The organism is Nonomuraea sp. NPDC003754 (assembly GCF_053605785.1).
In genome coordinates this window covers 75,334-93,565 of sequence record NZ_JBSGJX010000036.1, presented here as the reverse complement: position 1 = coordinate 93,565, position 18,232 = coordinate 75,334, and the positions used below count along the sequence as shown (strand labels likewise).

General features: G+C 72.4%; 17 protein-coding genes. 9 read left to right on the top strand and 8 right to left on the bottom strand.

Features of this window, described 5'->3' with window-relative positions:
- The 6 genes from ACWEVS_RS34540 to ACWEVS_RS34515 form a co-directional block, all read right to left on the bottom strand.
- The gene (locus tag ACWEVS_RS34540; RefSeq protein ID WP_452554861.1) at positions 1–873 is read right to left on the bottom strand and encodes a polysaccharide deacetylase family protein; all 873 of its coding nucleotides are present in this window, start codon (positions 871–873) and stop codon (positions 1–3) included.
- A 22-nt stretch (positions 874–895) separates the two neighbouring features.
- Entirely contained in the window at positions 896–2,014 is a 1,119-nt protein-coding gene (locus tag ACWEVS_RS34535; RefSeq protein ID WP_452554859.1) for an oxidoreductase, read from the bottom strand.
- A 7-nt stretch (positions 2,015–2,021) separates the two neighbouring features.
- Positions 2,022–2,681, bottom strand: coding sequence for a DUF1989 domain-containing protein (locus ACWEVS_RS34530; RefSeq protein ID WP_452417410.1), 660 nt, complete (start codon positions 2,679–2,681; stop codon positions 2,022–2,024).
- Positions 2,682–2,768: 87 nt separating this feature from the next.
- Entirely contained in the window at positions 2,769–3,914 is a 1,146-nt protein-coding gene (locus tag ACWEVS_RS34525; RefSeq protein ID WP_354906887.1) for an amidohydrolase family protein, read from the bottom strand.
- Between the two features lie 157 nt (positions 3,915–4,071).
- Positions 4,072–6,213 (bottom strand): anthranilate synthase component I, encoded by a 2,142-nt coding sequence (locus tag ACWEVS_RS34520; RefSeq protein ID WP_452554857.1) that lies wholly within the window; start codon positions 6,211–6,213, stop codon positions 4,072–4,074.
- A gap of 246 nt (positions 6,214–6,459) precedes the next feature.
- Positions 6,460–7,227: an SGNH/GDSL hydrolase family protein gene (locus ACWEVS_RS34515; RefSeq protein ID WP_449925188.1), complete on the bottom strand. Its 768-nt coding sequence runs from the start codon at positions 7,225–7,227 to the stop codon at positions 6,460–6,462.
- 112 nt (positions 7,228–7,339) lie between these two features.
- Between ACWEVS_RS34515 and ACWEVS_RS34510 the strand changes: the two genes are divergently transcribed.
- Both ACWEVS_RS34510 and ACWEVS_RS34505 read left to right on the top strand, forming a co-directional pair.
- Positions 7,340–8,911, top strand: coding sequence for a CocE/NonD family hydrolase (locus ACWEVS_RS34510; RefSeq protein ID WP_452554855.1), 1,572 nt, complete (start codon positions 7,340–7,342; stop codon positions 8,909–8,911).
- Positions 8,912–8,975: 64 nt separating this feature from the next.
- Positions 8,976–9,956 carry a helix-turn-helix transcriptional regulator gene (locus ACWEVS_RS34505; RefSeq protein WP_452417402.1) on the top strand — a complete coding sequence of 327 codons (981 nt, stop codon included), beginning with the start codon at positions 8,976–8,978 and terminating at the stop codon, positions 9,954–9,956.
- Between the two features lie 25 nt (positions 9,957–9,981).
- Here ACWEVS_RS34505 and ACWEVS_RS34500 read toward each other — a convergent pair whose 3' ends face one another.
- Entirely contained in the window at positions 9,982–10,884 is a 903-nt protein-coding gene (locus ACWEVS_RS34500) for an SDR family oxidoreductase (protein ID WP_452554853.1), read from the bottom strand.
- Positions 10,885–10,961: 77 nt separating this feature from the next.
- Here ACWEVS_RS34500 and ACWEVS_RS34495 point away from each other — a divergent pair, with 77 nt between their 5' ends.
- The 4 genes from ACWEVS_RS34495 (at position 10,962) to mctP (ending at position 14,228) form a co-directional block, all read left to right on the top strand.
- Positions 10,962–11,510 (top strand): VOC family protein, encoded by a 549-nt coding sequence (locus ACWEVS_RS34495; protein WP_449925193.1) that lies wholly within the window; start codon positions 10,962–10,964, stop codon positions 11,508–11,510.
- Entirely contained in the window at positions 11,510–12,160 is a 651-nt protein-coding gene (locus ACWEVS_RS34490; protein WP_449925195.1) for a carboxymuconolactone decarboxylase family protein, read from the top strand. The genes ACWEVS_RS34495 and ACWEVS_RS34490 overlap by 1 nt, the downstream gene beginning before the upstream one ends.
- A gap of 245 nt (positions 12,161–12,405) precedes the next feature.
- Complete coding sequence (locus ACWEVS_RS34485; protein ID WP_354906895.1) at positions 12,406–12,615, top strand: DUF3311 domain-containing protein; 210 nt, start codon at positions 12,406–12,408, stop codon at positions 12,613–12,615.
- Complete coding sequence (gene mctP, locus ACWEVS_RS34480; RefSeq protein WP_449925198.1) at positions 12,612–14,228, top strand: monocarboxylate uptake permease MctP; 1,617 nt, start codon at positions 12,612–12,614, stop codon at positions 14,226–14,228. The genes ACWEVS_RS34485 and mctP overlap by 4 nt, the downstream gene beginning before the upstream one ends.
- Positions 14,229–14,342: 114 nt before the next feature.
- On the opposite strand, the gene ACWEVS_RS34475 is transcribed toward mctP, so the two are convergent.
- The gene (locus ACWEVS_RS34475) at positions 14,343–14,951 is read right to left on the bottom strand and encodes a TetR/AcrR family transcriptional regulator (RefSeq protein WP_452554850.1); all 609 of its coding nucleotides are present in this window, start codon (positions 14,949–14,951) and stop codon (positions 14,343–14,345) included.
- A gap of 100 nt (positions 14,952–15,051) precedes the next feature.
- On the opposite strand from ACWEVS_RS34475, the gene ACWEVS_RS34470 reads away from it, so the two are divergent.
- The 3 genes from ACWEVS_RS34470 to ACWEVS_RS34460 all read left to right on the top strand — a co-directional run bounded on the left by ACWEVS_RS34470 (position 15,052) and on the right by ACWEVS_RS34460 (position 18,219).
- Complete coding sequence (locus ACWEVS_RS34470) at positions 15,052–15,723, top strand: class I SAM-dependent methyltransferase (protein ID WP_452417399.1); 672 nt, start codon at positions 15,052–15,054, stop codon at positions 15,721–15,723.
- Between the two features lie 240 nt (positions 15,724–15,963).
- Positions 15,964–17,427 (top strand): protein kinase domain-containing protein, encoded by a 1,464-nt coding sequence (locus tag ACWEVS_RS34465; RefSeq protein ID WP_452554848.1) that lies wholly within the window; start codon positions 15,964–15,966, stop codon positions 17,425–17,427.
- A 3-nt stretch (positions 17,428–17,430) separates the two neighbouring features.
- Positions 17,431–18,219 carry a hypothetical protein gene (locus ACWEVS_RS34460; protein ID WP_452554846.1) on the top strand — a complete coding sequence of 263 codons (789 nt, stop codon included), beginning with the start codon at positions 17,431–17,433 and terminating at the stop codon, positions 18,217–18,219.
- Positions 18,220–18,232: the final 13 nt, after the last annotated feature.

Below are 18,232 nucleotides of genomic sequence, written 5' to 3'. Positions count from 1 at the left end.
TCAGAGCGGGTAGACCTCGGGGTCCACCTCCGGGGGCCGCGGCCGCCGGACCGTCAGGTCGACGTCGGCTGCGGCGATCTTCGCCAGGTCGCCGCAGCGGGCGAAGGCCACGTCCGAGCAGCCGCGCGCGTACTCGATGAAGCGGCGCAACGCCATGGCGCGGCCCGGCCGTCCTGACAGGAACGGGTGCACGCACAGGTTGAACAGGCCCCCGTAGTGGCGCATGCCGTCCAGCTCGGCCCGCCACAGCTCGAGCACCTTGACCGGCGACTCGATGACCGAGCCGATGTGCGGGGCGGGCAGGAACGCGTACTGCTCCCAGTCGTCGAGCGACCAGTGGACGGGCAGTTCGACGATCCGTCCGGCGGCCGTCTCCACCTGGTACGGCCGGTCGTCCCCCATCAGGGAGGAGTCGTAGCGCAGGCCGTACTCGGCGACCAGGTCGGCCGTCTGCCACGACGCCTCCCACAGCGCGGCCCGGTGGCCCAGGATCTCGATGCCCTGTTTGTCGAAGACCGCCAGCGCCCGCTCGAAGTCGGCCCGCTCCTCCTGGGCGGTCATCGACGTGGGCGGCCGGTGGCTGTAGGAGTGGTGGGCCACCTCGTGCCCGCGCTCGGCGATCGAGGAGGCCAGGCCCGGCCGGTGCTCGGCCACCCAGCCGGGCACGAAGAACGTGGCGGGGACGGCCAGCTCGTCCAGCAGCGCCAGGATGCGGGGCAGGCCGACCTCGGGACCGTAGGCCTGGTGCGACATCGTCATGGCGTGGTCCGCGTAGCCGCGGCCCTGGGCGAGTATCGGCGTCTCCGCGTCCACGTCGAAGGTCAGTGTCACGACCGCGCTGGCCGCGCCGTGCCACGATTGAGTGCTGCCCATCCGTCCTCCTGTCGTACCCGGCTCAGGCCGACGCCTCGGCGGCCTGCCGCCACAGACGAGCATGGCTCAGCGTCGCCATCGGCTGCAGCATCTCGTGGTCGAAGGCCGCCAGCGGCAGCCCCTCGGCCAGGCGCCGCGGGAAGTCGGGGTTGGCCAGCGCGCCCCTGCCGATGGACAGCACGTCGGCGTGCCCGTCCTCGAGGACGGTGGCCGCCTGGCGCGGATCGTGCATGCCGCCGTTGGCGATCACCGGCAGCCCGGTCACCTTGCGGGCCAGCCCGGTGATGGTGATGCCGCCCTCCAGGGTGGCGGTCTCGATCCAGTCCCGGCCCTCGCTGGCGATGTGCAGGTAGTCCGGGCCCACCTCGGCCAGGGTGGAGAAGATGGTCTCCGCCTCGCGGGCGCCGCCCGCCCACCGGTGCCGGAAGTCGTTGACCTTGGTCTGCGACAGCCGTACACCCACGCAGAAGTCGGGGCCGGTCCGCTCGCGGATGGCCGACACCACCTCGGCCGTCAGGCTCGCCCGGTTGGCGGCCGAACCTCCGTAGCGGTCGTCGCGCAGGTTGGTGTAGTCGGTCAGGAACTGGTCGAGCAGGTAGCCGTTGGCGGCGTGCACCTCGACGCCGTCGAAGCCGGCCTGCCTGGCGCGGGCCGCCGACTCCGCGAAACCGCGCACCGCCGCGTCGATGTCGTCCTGGCTCATCGCGATCGGCTTCGGCCAGGGGCCGTGCCCGCCGTACTCGGGCATCTTCTGCCCGCGCGGGGTGACGGCCGACGGCCCCGCCGTGACGTCGGTGTGGCGGTTGGCCTGCGACAGCGCGCCGGCGTGCATGAGCTGGAGCACGATGGGCGAGCCGGCGGCGTGCACCGCGTCGGTGATCTCCCGCCAGGCGGCCACGTGCCGGTCGGAGACGATGCCGGGCTGGTTGGGGTATCCCTGGCTGTAGCGCGTGTCGGTGTAGGTCCCCTCGGTGATGACGAGGGAGAAGCCGCCCTGGGCGTAGGCGCGGTAGTAGTCGGTCATCTCGGCCGTCGGCGTGCCGTCGGGGGCGGCCGACACTCTGCTCATGGGCGAGACGGCGAGCCGGTTGGTCAGCTCGAGCCCGCCGAGCCGTTCGGGTCGCAGCGCGGGATGGGTCATCGTTCGTTCACTCCTCGGTGTCGGTGAGGTCGTCGTGGGGGTCGCCGTGGGGGTCGCCGTGGGTGTGGCCGTGGGGGTCGAGCACCTCGATGGCCAGCGGGGTCGGCCGGTGCCCGTTGATCTCCACCAGGTCCTGCGGGCAGGCCGAGACCACGACCACGCAGTCCATGGCGGCCTCGAAGGTGATCGCGTCGCCGGGGCGGCTGATCGCGCTCAGCCAGCTCAGCCCGCCGTCGTCGGCCACGGGGATCCGCATGAACACGTTGACGGGCTGGGGGGTGCCGGGAAACGACAGGCCCAGCCGGTCGAGGCTGTGGCGCAGGTTGTCGGCGCAGGAGGCGTGGAACCCGCGCACGCCCAGCGCGGCGTACCGGGCGGGGTCGCACGCGGCGATGAGCATGTCGTGCCAGCCCGGCGAGGTGTCCTCCGCCATGGTGAGGATGGGCCTGCGCCGGTCGGTGACGAAGTGCTCGCCCGGCGCGGGGAACAGGCGGCTGGTGAAGGCGCGGGTGTGGGCGGCGCTGAGATGTTCGGTCACGTCGTCGGCGGCGAAGGCGAACAGGTCGCCGACCTGGCCGCCGTCGACGTCGACCACTCGCACCCGCTGCCCGGCTGTGACCTTCACGGCCCGGCCTTGGCTGGCGGGCACGATCACTCTCGATTGCATGCGCCTAGAAAAACACGATCAACCGACCCTCCGACATGGAGATCAGTCCAGCGTTCGACGCATTCGCTGGAGAAAGCTCCAGAGATCTCACAGGCGGTAGACGCGGCGGGCGTTGCCCGAGCCGATCATGTGGGCGGCACGGGCGGCGTCGGCGGCGGTCCACTCCCCCGACTCGATCCTGGCCGCCAGCACGCTCGCCAGGCCGCGCCTGAAGTACAGCGCGCCGATGTGGCAGGTCTCGGCCGCGCCGTAGCAGTCGGAGCTGAACAGCTGCTTGTGGAACGGCACCAGCTCCAGCACTTCCTCGAGCACCCTGGCCGAGCCCGCGGCGGTGTGGGTGAGCGCGAGGCCGACGTCGGCGTAGACGTGCGGGAACACCCCCGCGAGGTAGGCGGCCTGCCGGTGGAAGGGGTAGCAGTGGAGCAGGACGACGGGCACGCCGAGGGGCTGCAGCGCCCTGATGAAGCCGGTCATCCGCGCCGGGTCGGCGCGCGACAGGTCGAGGTCGGCGTCGCCGTAGCCGGTGTGGAACTGGATCGGCAGCCCGCGCTCGCGGGCGACGTCGACGGCCGTCCACAGCAGGTGGCGCAGCAGGATCGGGTCGGCCAGGCGCTCCTTGGGATCGGAGAGCCTGCGGTTGGCCGCGGCGATCACCGAGCCCCTGCTGGGCCGTGAGGGGTCGAAGTCGAGGCCGCACCGGTAGGCGATGATCGACTTGAACCCGACGGCGCGGGCCGCCCTGGCGGTGAGCTCCTCGGTGAGGCTGTCCATGTAGTCGACCGCGACGGCCGCGGTCTCGGCGATGTCCTGCTCGATCTGCTCCAGGCGGACGATCTCGTCGGCCGCCGCGCCGCCCTGCCGGCCCATCTCCGCCGCCGTCAGCAGCTCGGGCGCCTCGAGGCCGGTGTCGACGAGGAAGGCGACCACGCCCGCGGCCCGCAGCAGCCGGCTGTTGACCTCCTCCGCGCCGAGCTCGGCGCGCCTGGCGAGATAGACGGCCGGAGGGGCGTGGGGATCGAGGTCGAGCACGGGCGCGCACCAGCGGCGGATGGCCGCGCCGAACGGCGTGTCGAAGTGGGTGGTGCCGGGCGGGGCGGGCAGGCGGGACTCGCTGATCAGCAGCTCGAACTGGGCGCGGCTGAGATCGTCGCGGCGCACCCCGTGGCAGTGGTGGTCGACGAGCGGGGCGAGCAGGGCATCGCGCACGGCGTCCGGGAGGGTGACGGGGAGCATGCGCCCGACTCTAGAGCGTGATCACAGCCGGTCACGGAAATTTTGCCGACCGCGTACATCGAAGACCCCCGCAGCGGGAACCGCCGCCGCGCGACCGCCGCGCGGCGGGGACGGGGCTCCCTCCGGACGGGAGGGGGCCCTCGCCCCGGTGTTCCGGTCAGGACCTGCGCGCCAGGCGCAGGACGTTCGCGATGATCTTCGCGCCGGCCCCGCCCTCCACGGTCAGGATCGACTCGGGGTGGAACTGGACGGCGAAACGCCGGTTGGCCGTGTCCTCGATCGCCATCACGTTGCCGTCGGGCGTGAGCGCGGTGACGGTGAACCCGACCACGCCCGGCCGCTTGGCGTGCAGCGAGTGGTAGCGGGCGGCGACGAACTCGGCGGGCAGGCCCTCGAGCAGGGCGCTGTCGCCGACCCTGGAGACGCGGCCGCGCTTGCCGTGCTCGGGGTAACCGAGCAGGTCCAGGCTGCCGCCCGCCTGCTCGACCATGGCCTGCAGGCCGAGGCAGACGCCGAAGACCGGCAGGCCCCTGCCGTACACCTCGTCGATGAGGGCCGACATGCCGAAGTCGGACGGCCAGCCGGGCCCCGGCGACAGGACCACCAGGTCGGGGGCGATCGTGTCGATCATCTCCGCCGGGAAGCCGTGGCGCAGGGTGACGACGTCGGCGCCCTCCTGACGGAAGTAGTCGGCCAGGGTGTTGACGAAGGAGTCCTCGTGGTCGACCAGCAGGACCTTCATCCCCTGGCCCGGCTGCTCCCGCACCGGCGCCTGCGCGACCGAGGCAGGCTGGTTGACGGCGGCCAGGGCGCCGAGCAGAGCGCTGGCCTTGAGCTCGGTCTCGCGCTCCTCGGCCTCGGGGTCGGAGTCGAACAGCAGCGTCGCCCCCGCCCTGACGGTGGCCACGCCGTGCCTGATCTGCGCGGTGCGCAGGGTCAGGCCGGTGTTCATCGAGCCGTCGAAGCCGATGTAGCCGATCGCTCCGCCGTACCACCTGCGGGTGGTGGCCTCGTGGTCCTCGATGAACTGCATCGCCCACGCCTTGGGGGCGCCGGTGACGGTGACGGCCCACATGTGGGTCAGGAAGGCGTCGAGGGCGTCGAACTCGGGGCGCAGGCGGCCCTCGATGTGGTCGACGGTGTGGATCAGGCGGGAGTAGAGCTCGATCTGGCGGCGCCCGATGACCTGGACGCTGCCGGGCACGCAGATGCGCGACTTGTCGTTGCGGTCGACATCGGTGCACATCGTCAGCTCCGACTCCTCCTTCACGCTGGACAGGAGGGTGCGGATGGCCTCGGCGTCCTCGACGGGGTTGGCGCCGCGGGCGATGGTGCCGGAGATGGGGCAGGTCTCGACCCGGTCGCCGGTGACGCGGACGTACATCTCGGGCGAGGCGCCGACCAGGTGCTCGCCGTCGCCGAGGTTGATGATGAACTCGTAGGGGGCCGGGTTGGACTGGCGCAGGCCGCGGTAGAAGGACGCCGGGTCGGCGCAGGGGGCGTGGAAGACCTGGCCGGGCACGACCTCGAACAGGTCGCCGCGCTTGAAGCGCTCCTTGGCCGCCGCGACGACGCTCGCGTAGGCGCCCTTCTCCGGGTTCTTCGGGATCTCGTCCGGGGCCACCTGCGGGAAGGTCTCGCCGGTGCGCTCCAGGCCCTTGGTGGAGACGCCGTCCACGGCGAACTCGTAGCGGTGCTCCACGCACGTCTCGCGCTGCCGGTCGATGACGACGATCCTGTCGGGCAGGTGGAGGACCAGGTCGCGCTGGTCGGCCGGCCGTTCCAGCTCGTGGCGGATCGGCTCGAACTGGAAGGCCAGGTCGTAGCCGAACGCGCCGTACAGGCCGAGGTGCGGGTCGGCGCCCTTGAAGGCGGCGATCACCTCGCGGATGGCGGTGAACACCGTCGGGCGGCGGCTGCGCATCTCCTCCGGCAGCACCTCGCCCGGCTCGGTGCCGGGCTCGGCGATGTGGACCTCCACGTGGACGTCCGTCGGCTCGGAGACGGGCTTGCCCGCCGCCAGCAGGCAGGACGCCAGCACGGGCAGCACCACCTTGCCGCGCTCGTTGAGCGCGCGCGCCGCGATGGTGCGCCCCCTGGCGACCAGCTCGACGCAGGGGTCCACGTAGCCGAACGCCCATCGGCTGTAGCGGCCCGGGTAGTCCATGCCGGAGGAGAACGCGCCGCCGCGTCGCTCGCCCAGCGCGGTCACGATCTCCTCGAGGGCCGCCTCCGGCACCTCACGTATCTCACGCTCGACGCTGACGCCCCCAGCGGTGGTATATCCGCTCGTCTCCACTCAAAGCCCCTTGCTAGCTCATGAGCCCCGGGGCGGAGACAGGAATGGCCGCCTTCCGGGGCGGCCGTCCGTTTGAGGAATGCGAATCTCGCGCCGCCTAGAAGCGGCGCCACCATTGAAGCTGCAAGCGGATTCGCATGTGGCAAGCCTAGCCGCCGCATCGGAGATCACGCAACGCGACACACGGGCGCGCCACTGCAGGACAGCGGGCCGATCGGGGCGGCGGACGGTCAGCGCGGCGGCCGGTCAGGACACCGTGTCCAGCGGGGCCAGCTCGGGACGCTTCGGGGGAACGCCGTCGCCCGAGGAGCGTCCGTGAATGCGCCGGTTGATCCACGGGCCGAGGTACTGCCTGGCCCATCGCAGGTCCGCACGGCGGGCGTCGGTCCACTGCGGCGGCACCTGCGGCGGGTACGGCTCGCGCCAGTCCTCCTCGACGGCCACGCCCAGCACCTCGGCCGCGCGCAACGCCACCCGGCGGTGGCCGTCGGACGACAGGTGCAGCCGGTCCTCGTTCCAGGCCCGCCTGTCGCGCAGCACGGCCATCGGCCACAGGTCCACCAGGAAGGTGTCGTAGCGGCGGGCGATGTCGTGGATGTGCAGGTTGAAGACCTCGATCTTGCTGTGCGCCAGCCGCATCACCGGCACCTCGCGCAGGTCGAACCCGGTGAACAGCATCACCTTGGCCCCCGCCGCGTTCAGCGCCGCCACGCCCTCCTCCAGCCGGGCCGCGACCACCTCGGGGCCGCTTCCCGGGCGCAGGATGTCGTTGCCTCCCGCGCACAGCGAGACGAGGTCGGGGCGCAGCGCGACGGCCTGCGGCACCTGCTCGCCGACGATCTCGTCGATCAGGCGTCCCCGCACCGCCAGGTTGGCGTAGCGCGACCCCGGCCGCTCGGCCGCGATGTGCTCGGCCAGCCGGTCGGCCCAGCCCCGGTATCCGACGTCGGCGGGGTCCTCGAGACCTTCGGTGAAGCTGTCCCCCAAAGCGACAAATGAAGCAATTCGTCCCATGACCGGATAGTTTGCCAAGTGGAGATCGCCTTACGCGACCGTAATAAGCGGCACGGGCCGCGTGATGGTCGTCATATTGTCCGGTCCTGGGCGATTATGTTACTCATTGGTAATGCGTGTGCGTGTCTACCGGGATCTTCCCGTCCCGATGCCGGACGGCGTGACACTGCTGGCCGACCGCTACGAGCCGGTCGGGGCCGAGCGGGCCCCGGTGATCCTGATCCGCTCGCCGTACGGCAGGCGCGGCCTGTTCGGGCTGGCCTACGGGCGCGGGTTCGCCCGCCACGGCTTCCAGGTCGTGATCCAGAGCTGCCGGGGCGGCTTCGGTTCGGGAGGGCTGCTCGACCCGCTCGGCGACGAGCACGACGACGGCATGGCGACCCTCGAGTGGATGCGCCGCCAGGCGTGGTACCCGGGCACGTTCGCGATGCACGGCCCCTCCTACCTCGGCTACACACAGTGGGCGATCGCCCCCTACGCCGGACCCGAGCTGAAGGCGATGGCCACCCAGATCACCGCCTCCCAGTTCAGGGACGCCGCCTACGTGGGCGGGGCGTTCGCACTGGAGTCGGCGCTCAGCTGGACCACGCTGACCAACGGCATGGCGCGCCGGTTCGGCGGCACGGCGGTGTGGCGGGCGCCGCGGATGACGCGGCGGGCCGTGCTGTCGGGGCGGCCGGTGGCCGAGCTCGACCTGGTCTCGGCGGGACAGGCGCTGCCGTTCTACCGCGACCTGCTGACCCACCACGCCGATCCGGCCGTGCCGTACTGGGACAGGCGGGACTTCTCATCGGCGGTCGGGCAGGTCGAGGCGGCGGTCACCATGCTGGGCGGCTGGTACGACGTGTTCCTGCCGTGGCAGCTGCGCGACTACGAGGCGATGCGGGCGGCGGGGCGGCAGCCGTACCTGACGATCGGCCCCTGGTGGCACATCGACCTCAGGCACGGCCCGGTGACCAGGGCGGAGGCCCTGGCATGGTTCAGGGCGCACCTGCTGGGCGATGTCTCGGGCCTGCGGTCCTCCCCGGTGCGGCTGTACGTGACGGGCGCCGGCGAGTGGCGCGACTACCCCGACTGGCCGGTGCCGGGCACGCGCGGCGTGCGCTGGCACCTGCAGCGCGCCTTCGGGCTCGGCCCCGAAGGGCCGCTGGAGTCGGCGCCGGACCGCTACCGCTACCACCCCGCCCATCCGACGCCCGTGCTGGGCGGCCCGGTGCTGCTGGCCGACTCCCGGCCGCGCGACCAGCGCAGGCTGGAGGCGCGCAGGGACGTGCTCGTCTACACCTCGCCCGTGCTGCGGGAGGACACCGAGGCGATCGGCCCGGTCTCGGCCGAGCTGTACGTCAGGACGAGCACGCCGTACGTCGACGTCGTCGTGCGGGTGTGCGACGTGCACCCGGACGGGCGCTCGATGAACGTCTGCGAGGGCGTGCGCCGGCTGGTGACCGGCGAGAACGGCGAGGTGCGCCGGGTGCGGGTGGACCTGTGGCCGATCGCGCACCGGTTCGCCAGGGGCCACCGGATCAGGGTGCACGTGGCCGGCGGCGCCTATCCCACGATCGCCCGCAACCCGGGCACCGGCGAGCCGCTGGAGCTGGACGGCCCCATGGTGCCGGCCGACGTGGAGGTCTTCCACGATCCCGACCGGCCTTCCGCGCTGGTGCTGCCCCTGCCGGGCGCCTGAACGACGCCCGGCCCCGCCCGGCAGGCCGCCGCTCGCGGGTCCGCGGGATCGGTAGAGTCGGGGCGTGCGGGCCGCCCGGTTGATGTCGTTGGTGCTCCTGCTCCAGGGACGGGGCGGGATGACGGCCGCCGAACTGGCCCAGGAGCTCGAGGTCTCCGAGCGCACCATCCACCGCGACGTGCTGGCCCTGTCCGAGGCCGGCATCCCGGTCTACGCCGACCGGGGCAGGACGGGCGGCTACCGCCTGGTCGACGGCTACCGCACCAGGCTGACCGGGCTGGACCGGGCCGAGGCCGAGGCGCTGTTCCTGTCCGGGGTGCCCGGCGCGCTGCGCGACATGGGGCTGCGCGACGTCGCGGCCGCCGCCAGGCTGAAGGCGGCCGCCGCCCTCGCGCCCGGCCTGCGCGACGCGCCCGCCACCGCCGCCCAGCGCTTCCACCTCGACGCGCCCGGCTGGTTCGCCAGCGACAGCCCGCCGCCGGAGGCGCTGGCGCCGCTGGCCAGGGCGGTGTGGGGCGACCATCCCGTGACCGCCAGGTACAAGGCCGCCGAGCGCACCGTCGAGCCGTACGGGCTGGTGCTGAAGGCGGGCGTCTGGTACCTGGCCGGCCGGGCGGGCGAGCGCCTGCTGGTCTACCGGGTCGACCGCTTCACCGACGTGACCGTGCTGACGGGCCGGCGCTTCGACCGCGACCCCGCCTTCGAGCTGGCCGCCTTCTGGGCCGAACGGTCGGAGCAGTTCGCCCGCTCGCTGCTCAGGACCAGGATCACGCTGCGCCTGACCCCGGCGGGGCTGCGGAAGCTGCGGCACGTGGCCGACCCGGCCGCGCTGGCCGACGCGCTGGCCTCGGCGACCGACGACGGCACGGTGGTGCTGGCGGTGGAGTCTCTGGAGATCGCCTACACGCAGGTGCTGGCCTTCGGCCCCGAGGCCGAGGTGCTCGAGCCCGCCGAGTTGCGCGCGCTCATGACCGAGGCGGCCGGCCGGCTGTCGGCCCTGTACGGGGCCCGTGCGGCCGCGCGGCCGCACGGCTCGCCTCGATGATCGGCGAGTTCCTCGACACCCGGCGCTATCGGTAGTCGGCGGGGTCGGCGGTGATGCCGGCCTCGCGGACCTCCACGATCCAGCGCCACACGTCGGGCCTGCTGCCGTCCACGTCGGTGAAGCCGTAGGCCTTGGCCAGCTCGCCGCTGGAGAGCGAGGAGCCCGACCAGCGCATCCGGTCCGGGTCCTTGGCCAGCGCGGCCACGGCCCTGCCGGTGTAGGCCGGGGTTTCGGACAGGATGAAATCCTCGTGCACTCGGGCCCCTTCACGCCAGTTCTCCTCGGTGACGCCGAAGTTCTCCAGCATCACCTCCGAGCGCAGGAAACCGGGCGTGATCGCCACCGCGGCGCAGCCGTGCGGGCGCAGCTCGTGCGACTGGGCGAAGGCCAGCCGGTTCACCGCGACCTTGGCCAGGTCGTAGAACATCGAGTTGCGGTAGCGCGTGCCGTTGAATTCGGCCGTGCCGTCGGTGACCTCGACGACGAGCCCGCCGGGCCGGCGGATGAGCAGCGGCAGCGCGTGGTGGCTGGTGATGAGGTGGGTGTCGATCGCCAGCCGCAGCAACCGCAGGCCCTTGTCCAGGTCGTGCTCCCACACCATCGCGTCGAACGTCCACAGCCGGTCGGCGCCCCAGACGTCGTTGACCAGCACGTCCAGCCTGCCCTGTTCGGCGTCGATGCGCTCGATCAGCCGCTTGACCTGCGCGGGGTCCAGATGGTCGGTGCGTACGGCGATGCCCTTGCCGCCGGCCTTGGTGACCAGTTCGGCGGTCTCCTCGATCGTCTCGTCCCTGTTCATCTCCGAACGCTGCTCGCGGGTGCTGCGTCCGGTGCAGTAGACCGTGGCCCCGATGGCGCCCAGCTCGACGGCGATGCCCCTGCCCGTTCCCCTGGTGGCGCCGGCGACCAGCGCGACTGTTTCACTCATGGGACGATCGTCGCGGCGAACCCCGACATCCTCTGTCATGTTTTCGGGAAGACCGCTGTGATAAGTAGTTGATTACCATGAACGGCGAATTCGAGCTGCGCGGCGTCAACCACATCGCTCTGGTCTGCTCGGACATGAAGCGGACCGTCGACTTCTACTCGGGCGTCCTCGGCATGCCCCTGATCAAGACGATCGAGCTGCCCCTGGGGTGGGGCCAGCACTTCTTCTTCGACTGCGGCGGCGGCAACGCGCTGGCCTTCTTCTGGTTCCCCGACGCGCCGGACGGGGTCCCCGGCGTCTCGGCGCCGAAGAACCTGCCCGACCGGGGCGAACTGCTGTCGGCCGTCGGGTCGATGAACCACCTGGCCTTCGACGTCCCGCCGGAGCGGATCGAGGAGTACCGCGACCGGCTGGTCGCCAAGGGCATCGACGTCGGCGTGCTGCTCAACCACGACGACAGCGAGTTCGGGGTCGCGCCCGAGCCGCACGAGGGCGTGTTCGTCAGGTCCATCTACTTCAAGGACCCCGACGGGATCCTGATCGAGTTCGCCTGCTGGCAGCGCGAGCTCGGCCGTCCCGGCGACGTGCGGCACGAGCCCAGGACCGCCGCCGACAGGACGGTGTGATGCCGCGCCTGCGCCAGGTGCCCCGCGAGGAGGTGACCGACGAGGTCGTGGCCTTCTTCTACGACCGGCTGCTGACCCCGGAGGGCACCGCGACGGGATCGCCGGGCACGTGGTGGACGGTGTTCGCGCAGGATCCGGCGATCTTCCGGCACTGCGTGAAGGGCTTCCGGCTCTACCGCGAGTCGACGCTGGACCCCGTGCTGCGGGAGCTGGGGCAGACCAGGGCGGGCTGGGCGCGCCAGTCGCAGTTCGTCTACTCCCAGCACTGCAAGCAGATGCGCGCGCTCGGGGTGCCGGAGGAGAAGGTGAGCGCGGTCGCGCACTGGCAGGTCAGCGGGGTGTTCGACGAGCTGGAGCGGGCCGTGCTGGCCTACACCGACGGGCTGGTGCTCGACGGCGGCCGCGTGCACGACGAGGTCTTCGCGGTGCTGAAGCGGCACCTGCCCGACGAGCAGATCCTCGAGCTGACGTACTTCACGTGCCTGTACGAGATGCACGCGACCATGTCCAGGGCGCTGCGCCTGGAGTTCGACGACCGCCCCGACCCGATCACCGAGGTCGCCGCCCCCGAGGGGTACGGCACGCGGGACATCGCCGACGAGCTGACCGTTCGGCGCGAGGAGGCTACCGTTCGGCGATCGGAGACCTGACCCCGATCGGTCACGTCTCTACAGTGCCGGGCAACGGAAGGGAGAAGCCTTGCCCGGTGACGTCCGCGATCGCAGCCTGTGGGACCTGCCGCCTCACCCCCGACGAGGGGCTGCGAGGGTCACGGTCATCCCGTCCACATGATGAGACACCCGAGTTTAGGCCAAACCGTAATGTCTCAGTAATCGGGATTAATAGCGCCGGAACGTTAGTGTTCCGGACAAATACTCACGTTCCGGAGGATGCCGTGTCCACCCCCGAATCCGGGCAGGAGCGCAGCGACCGCAGTCCATGGAACTGGCTGCTGTTCGTGCCGATCGTGCTCCCTCTTCTGACCTTCCTCTTCAACGCCGACGAGCCGAGAGTGGCGGGCTTCCCGCTGTTCTACTGGCTCCAGCTGGCCTTCATCGTGGTCGGCGTGGCCTGCACGTCGATCGTGTACAGGATGACCAAGTGACCGGGCAGCACACGACCGAGCTGGTCGTCTTCATCCTGCTGTTCCTGGTCGTCAGCGGCATGGGCTTCGTGGCCGCCAGATGGCGCAGGCCCGAATCCATCGAGAGCCTGCACGAGTGGGGCCTGGGCGGGCGCAACTTCGGCACCTGGATCACCTGGTTCCTGGTCGGCGGCGACCTCTACACCGCCTACACCTTCGTGGCCGTCCCCGCCCTCGTCTTCGGCGCGGGCGCGCTGGGCTTCTACGCCCTGCCGTACACGGTGGTGGTCTACCCGCTGGTCTTCCTCGTGCTGGCGCGCATGTGGTCGGTCTCGCACGTGCACGGGTTCGTCACGCCCGCGGACTTCGTCAGGGCGCGGTTCGGCTCCCCCACGCTGGCGCTGCTGATCGCCATCACCGGCCTGATCGCCACCATGCCGTACATCGCGCTGCAGCTGGTCGGCATCGAGGCGGTGCTGAAGGCCATGGGCATCACCGGCCACCTGCCGATCATCATCGCGTTCGCGATCCTGGCCGCCTACACCTACCAGTCGGGCCTGCGCGCGCCCGCGCTGATCGCCTTCGTCAAGGACACCCTGATCTACATCGTGATCCTCGCGGCGGTCATCTACATCCCGGCCAGGCTGGGCGGCTGGGGGAGCATCTTCGACGCGGCGGCGGCCAAGTTCGCCAAGTCCCCGGCGCCCGCCGACGGCATCCTGCTCACCGGCGCCAACCAGCTGCAGTACATCACGCTGGCCTTCGGCTCGGCGCTGGCGCTGTTCCTCTACCCGCACAGCCTCACCGGCGTGCTGGCCTCCAAGAACCGCGGTGTGATCAAGCGGAACATGTCGGCGCTGCCCGCCTACAGCTTCCTGCTGGGCCTGATCGCCCTGCTCGGCTTCATGGCCATCGCGGCGGGCACCAAGCCCGTCGTCAACCCGGCCACCGGCAAGCCGGACACCAACACGATCGTGCCGGTGCTGTTCGACCAGATGTTCCCCGACTGGTTCACCGGCGTGGCCTACGCGGCGATCGGCATCGGCGCCCTGGTGCCCGCGGCCATCATGTCGATCGCGGCGGCGAACCTGTTCACCCGCAACATCTACAAGGAGTACATCAACAAGCAGGCGAGCGACGCGCAGGAGGCCAGGGTCTCCAAGCTGGTCTCGCTGGTCGTCAAGGTCGGCGCGGTGCTGTGCATCCTCCTGCTCGACCCGCAGTTCTCCATCGACCTGCAGCTCATCGGCGGCGTGATCATCCTGCAGACGCTGCCCTCCGTGGGTCTCGGCCTCTACACCCGCTGGTTCCACAAGGGCGGGCTCATCGCCGGCTGGGCGACCGGCCTGGCGGCGGGCATGTGGATGCTCTACCTCATCCCCAACCCCGCCAACGGCAAGCTGCACTTCGGCGGGTCGGCCTTCCCACTGAAGAACTTCGGCTTCGACACCCCCATGACCATCTACGCGGGCGCGATCGCGCTGACGGTCAACCTCGTCGTGGCCGCGGTGGTCACGCTGGCGCTGCGCGCGGCCAAGGTGGCCGACGGCGAGGACGCCACCCGCCCGTCGGAGTACTTCGCCGACGAGGGCGACCCGCGGGTCAAGGACCTGGACCTGTCCGGCTCCCACTGACCCCCTCTCCGGTACGGCACGCGGGCCCGCCCCCTCTCCTGGGGCGGGCCCGCGCCATGCCCGGCCCCCGCCCGCCCCCTACGAGCAGGCGTCGGACGAGCGGGTGTCGGCCGCTCAGGCGCCCCGCCAGGCCCGGGGCGCGGTCGCCCTCCGCGGGGTGAAGGCCGCCACGATCACGTCGACCAGCCCCTCCACCACCTGCGCGCGCTCGACCTCCGGGTGCTCGAGCCACCAGTCGCCCGTCGTCTGCACCATGCCGACGAAGGCGTGCCCGAGGATCTGCGCGCGCACGGGGTCGGCCACGACCTCGTCGGCCGCCAGCACCGCGCCCAGCTCCTCCCCCAGGCCGCGCACCAGGGCCGTCATGTGGGACCGGACGCTGGTGTCCTCGGCGCTGGCGCGGTGGAACAGGAAGCGGTAGAGGTTGAGGTTGACCGAGATGAGGTCGAGGTAGATCTCGATGGCGGCGCGGGCGCGGCGGCGCGGATCGGTCCTGGCCCTGGCGAACTCCGGACGCAGCTGCGAGATGACCCGGCGCACGTGGCGGTCGGCCAGCGCCTGGTAGAGACCGCTCTTGTCGCCGAAGTGGCGGTAGAGGATCGGCTTGGTGATCCCCGCCTCGGCCGCGATGGCCGCCATCGACACCTCGGGCCCGTCCCGCAGGATCGCCCGGTCGGCCGCGTCGAGCAGCGCCCTGCGCCGATCGGGATCCCTGCCGTTCACGGGGCCAGGATAGCCGCGCCCGCCTGGGCGCCCACGGCCGACCGCCGCCAGGCGGGCCGCTCCCGCCGCACGAGGCGCCCTCCGCGGTTAGGGTCGGATCATGAACAGCGGAACCGGGCCAGGAGCCATCACCCCCGACGGATCGCCGGTCGACTTCTACACCCTGCTGCCGCCGGGCGACGAGGCCGACATCATCGGCGCGGCGGTGCCCGCCGGTGGCAGCATCCTCGAACTCGGCTCGGGCACCGGCCGGGTGACCCACCCGCTCGTCGCCGCGGGCTTCCAGGTGGTCGCCGTCGACGAGTCGGCCGAGATGCTCGCGCACGTGCGGGGGGCGCAGACCGTCCACGCCAGGGCGCAGGAGCTGGCGCTCGACCGGCGCTTCGACGCCGTGCTCCTGGCCTCCTACCTGATCAACATCCCCGACCGGGAACTGCGCCGCGACCTGCTGGCCGCCTGCGCGCGGCACGTCGCCGCGAACGGGTCCGTGCTCATCCAGTGGCAGCCGCCAGAGGCGCACGACCGGTGGGCGGTGGGCAGGGGCCGCGAGGCCGACGGCATCGGGATCATGATGACGCGGGTGGACGAGGTCGCGCCGGGCACGTTCGCGGCCACCATGCGCTACACCGCCGGGGAACGGGTGTGGACCCAGTCGTTCCTGTCGCAGCGGCTCACCGTCGAGGACCTGGCCGACGAGCTGGAGCGCGAACGGCTCACGCTGGACGGCTTCCTCACCGAGGACCGCACGTGGGCGCGGGCCGTACCGGCATGACCGGGCTGTGCGCGCAGGCCACCGCCGGCCTCACCCCGAACACCCGCACCACCCCCGGCTGACCCCGTATCCCGCGCGGGGGACGCCGCTTGGAGTCATCCCGTGCGGGACAGGCCGCCTGGAGTCATCCCGTGCGGGGGACGCCGCCTGGAGCCGCCTGACACCGTGCGACCAGGCCCGTTCGATCTGTCGGCCGCGGGCGATAGTCTGCCGCCCCAGGACCGCGATCGGAGGTGGGCTGTGGCGCCCGAGGTGCCAGGCTACGAGGTGCTCGGCCTGCTCGGCCAAGGCGGCTTCGGCGTCGTCTACCAGGCCAGGCAGCTGGCGGTGGGCCGGGAGGTGGCGCTCAAGGTCGACAGCAGGGTGCTCGTCTCCGAGCGGGACCAGCGGCGGTTCATGCGCGAGGTGACCTCGGCGGGCGCGCTGTCGGGGCATCCCCACGTGGCGGCCGTCTACGACGCTGGGGTGCTGCGCGACGGCAGGCCGTACATGGTGCTGGAGCTGTGCCCCGGCGGGTCGCTGGCCGACCGGTTGCGGGCGGGCCTGCTGCCCGTGGCCGAGGTGCGCGACGTGGGCGTCAAGATCGCCGACGCGCTGGCGGCGGCGCACGCGGCCGGGGTGCTGCACCGCGACGTCAAGCCGGCCAACATCCTGATCAACCGTTACGGCAGCGTGGTGCTGTCCGACTTCGGGCTGGCGACCATGCCGGAGCCGGGGGCCGAGGTGTCGGTGACGCGGGAGTCGCTGACGCCCGCCTACGCTCCGCCGGAGGCGTTCGAGCTGACCGAGCCGAGCGCGATGGGTGACGTGTACTCCCTGTCGGCCACGCTCTACGCGCTGCTGTCGGGGCGGCCGCCGCGCTTCCCCGAGTCCGGGGTGGCGAACCTGGCCGTGATCATGGCGCTGCACCGGCAGCCCGTGCCCGAGATCCCGGGGGTGCCGCCGGCTTTGACCGAGGTGTTGCGGCGGGCGCTGGCCACCGATCCGGCGCAGCGCACCCCGTCGGCCGCGGCCTTCCGTGACGCTCTCGCGGCCCTGCCGGGAGAGGTGCTCTTCGGGGACGGGCCGGAGGCGGCGGGCTGGAGCGGCGGTGACGGCGCGGCCGCTTGGGGCGGCTCGGGCGCCGCCGCTTCAGGGCCGAGCGGGCCGCAGGCCGGATGGTCCGCCGCTCCCTCGGGACCGCAGGCCGGATGGTCCGCCGCATCCCCTGAGGCGGGGCCGAGCGGACCGCAGGCCGGATGGTCCGCCGCGCCCTCGGGACCGCAGGCCGGATGGTCCGCCGCATCCCCTGAGGCGGGGTCGAGCGGGCCGCAGGCCGGATGGCCGGGCGCGCCCGCGGGGGCAGGGCCGCCGCCCGGCTGGCAGCAGACACCCACCGGGGCCGGACAGGCGGCGGGCTGGCAGCAGACACCCACGGGCGCGGGACAGGCGGCGGGCTGGGCGGCCGCGCACACCGGGCCGGGCCAGGGTGGCCCCGGCGCGGGAGCCAAGCAGCCGGTCGGTGGATGGGCCGGGGCGCACACCGGGCCCGGGCAGGGGTTAGGGCATCCGGCGGGTTGGGGCGGGGTGGCCGCGGGTGACCTGCACGGGTCCCCCACCGCCCTGTCGAGGAAGCCGGCCACGCGCGGCTACGCCGCCGCCTCGGCGCTGTTCGCCGTGATGATCGCCGTCGGGCTGGTGCTGATGATCCTTGAAGGCCGGTGAGCGGTGCCCGACGACCTCGACACCCTGGAGCGCCGCATCGACCTGCTGCGTACCCGGGTCCGCGCCGCCGTACGGGACAGGGATCTCGCCCTGGCCCGCGAGCTGCGCGGCGAGCTGCGCAAGTCGGAGCGGGCGTGGGACCTGCGGGTGAGCAGCCCGCCCGAGCCTGAGACGGCCGGTCAGCGGGGCAGGACGGGCCCGCCGGTGCGGGAGCGGGTGCACGCGGCGCTGACACTGCTCCAGGTGCCGGCCGCCGGGCGGCTGGTGGTGGGCGTCCACGAGGCGTTCTTCGCCGAGCCGCTGAAAAGCTCCCAGCTCAGCACGCTCAGGCGGGACGAGGAGCGCACCTTCCGCCGCTCGCCGTACGGCAGGCCCCACTACGTGTGCGCGGCGCTGACCGACCGGCTCACCCCGGCCCGCGGGCTGCTGGCGGTCAGCACCTGGCCGCAGGAGCGCAGGGTCGTGGGCCCGCTCAGCCCGCGGGTCGACTTCCTGCGGTCCACCATGCGGGTGGCCACGCGGGTCGGCGAGCTGGACGAGCCGTCGGAGAAGGCGTGGCGGCTGCTGGCCAGGATGGCGCGCAACGTGCCGGGCGCGGGCGGCGGGTTCGAGCGGCCCGAGCCCGCGGTGGTGGTCCGGGCGGCGGAGGCGGAGCTGGCCGTCCACCTGGCGGCCGACACGCGTGACCGCGCCGAGCTGGCCGGACGCGCCGGACGGCAGCTGGATGAGGCCGCGAAACTGTTCGGCGCCACTACGCTGAGCGAGATCGCGAGGAAGGCGGCGTGCGCGTGAGACAGGCGCGGCC

Coding starts and splice junctions, on each gene's coding strand:
- ACWEVS_RS34540 (WP_452554861.1), bottom strand. CDS start 873: ATGGGCAGCACTCAATCGTGGCACGGCGCGGCCAGCGCGGTCGTGACA.
- ACWEVS_RS34535 (WP_452554859.1), bottom strand. CDS start 2,014: ATGACCCATCCCGCGCTGCGACCCGAACGGCTCGGCGGGCTCGAGCTG.
- ACWEVS_RS34530 (WP_452417410.1), bottom strand. CDS start 2,681: ATGCAATCGAGAGTGATCGTGCCCGCCAGCCAAGGCCGGGCCGTGAAG.
- ACWEVS_RS34525 (WP_354906887.1), bottom strand. CDS start 3,914: ATGCTCCCCGTCACCCTCCCGGACGCCGTGCGCGATGCCCTGCTCGCC.
- ACWEVS_RS34515 (WP_449925188.1), bottom strand. CDS start 7,227: ATGGGACGAATTGCTTCATTTGTCGCTTTGGGGGACAGCTTCACCGAA.
- ACWEVS_RS34510 (WP_452554855.1), top strand. CDS start 7,340: ATGCGTGTGCGTGTCTACCGGGATCTTCCCGTCCCGATGCCGGACGGC.
- ACWEVS_RS34500 (WP_452554853.1), bottom strand. CDS start 10,884: ATGAGTGAAACAGTCGCGCTGGTCGCCGGCGCCACCAGGGGAACGGGC.
- ACWEVS_RS34495 (WP_449925193.1), top strand. CDS start 10,962: ATGAACGGCGAATTCGAGCTGCGCGGCGTCAACCACATCGCTCTGGTC.
- ACWEVS_RS34490 (WP_449925195.1), top strand. CDS start 11,510: ATGCCGCGCCTGCGCCAGGTGCCCCGCGAGGAGGTGACCGACGAGGTC.
- ACWEVS_RS34470 (WP_452417399.1), top strand. CDS start 15,052: ATGAACAGCGGAACCGGGCCAGGAGCCATCACCCCCGACGGATCGCCG.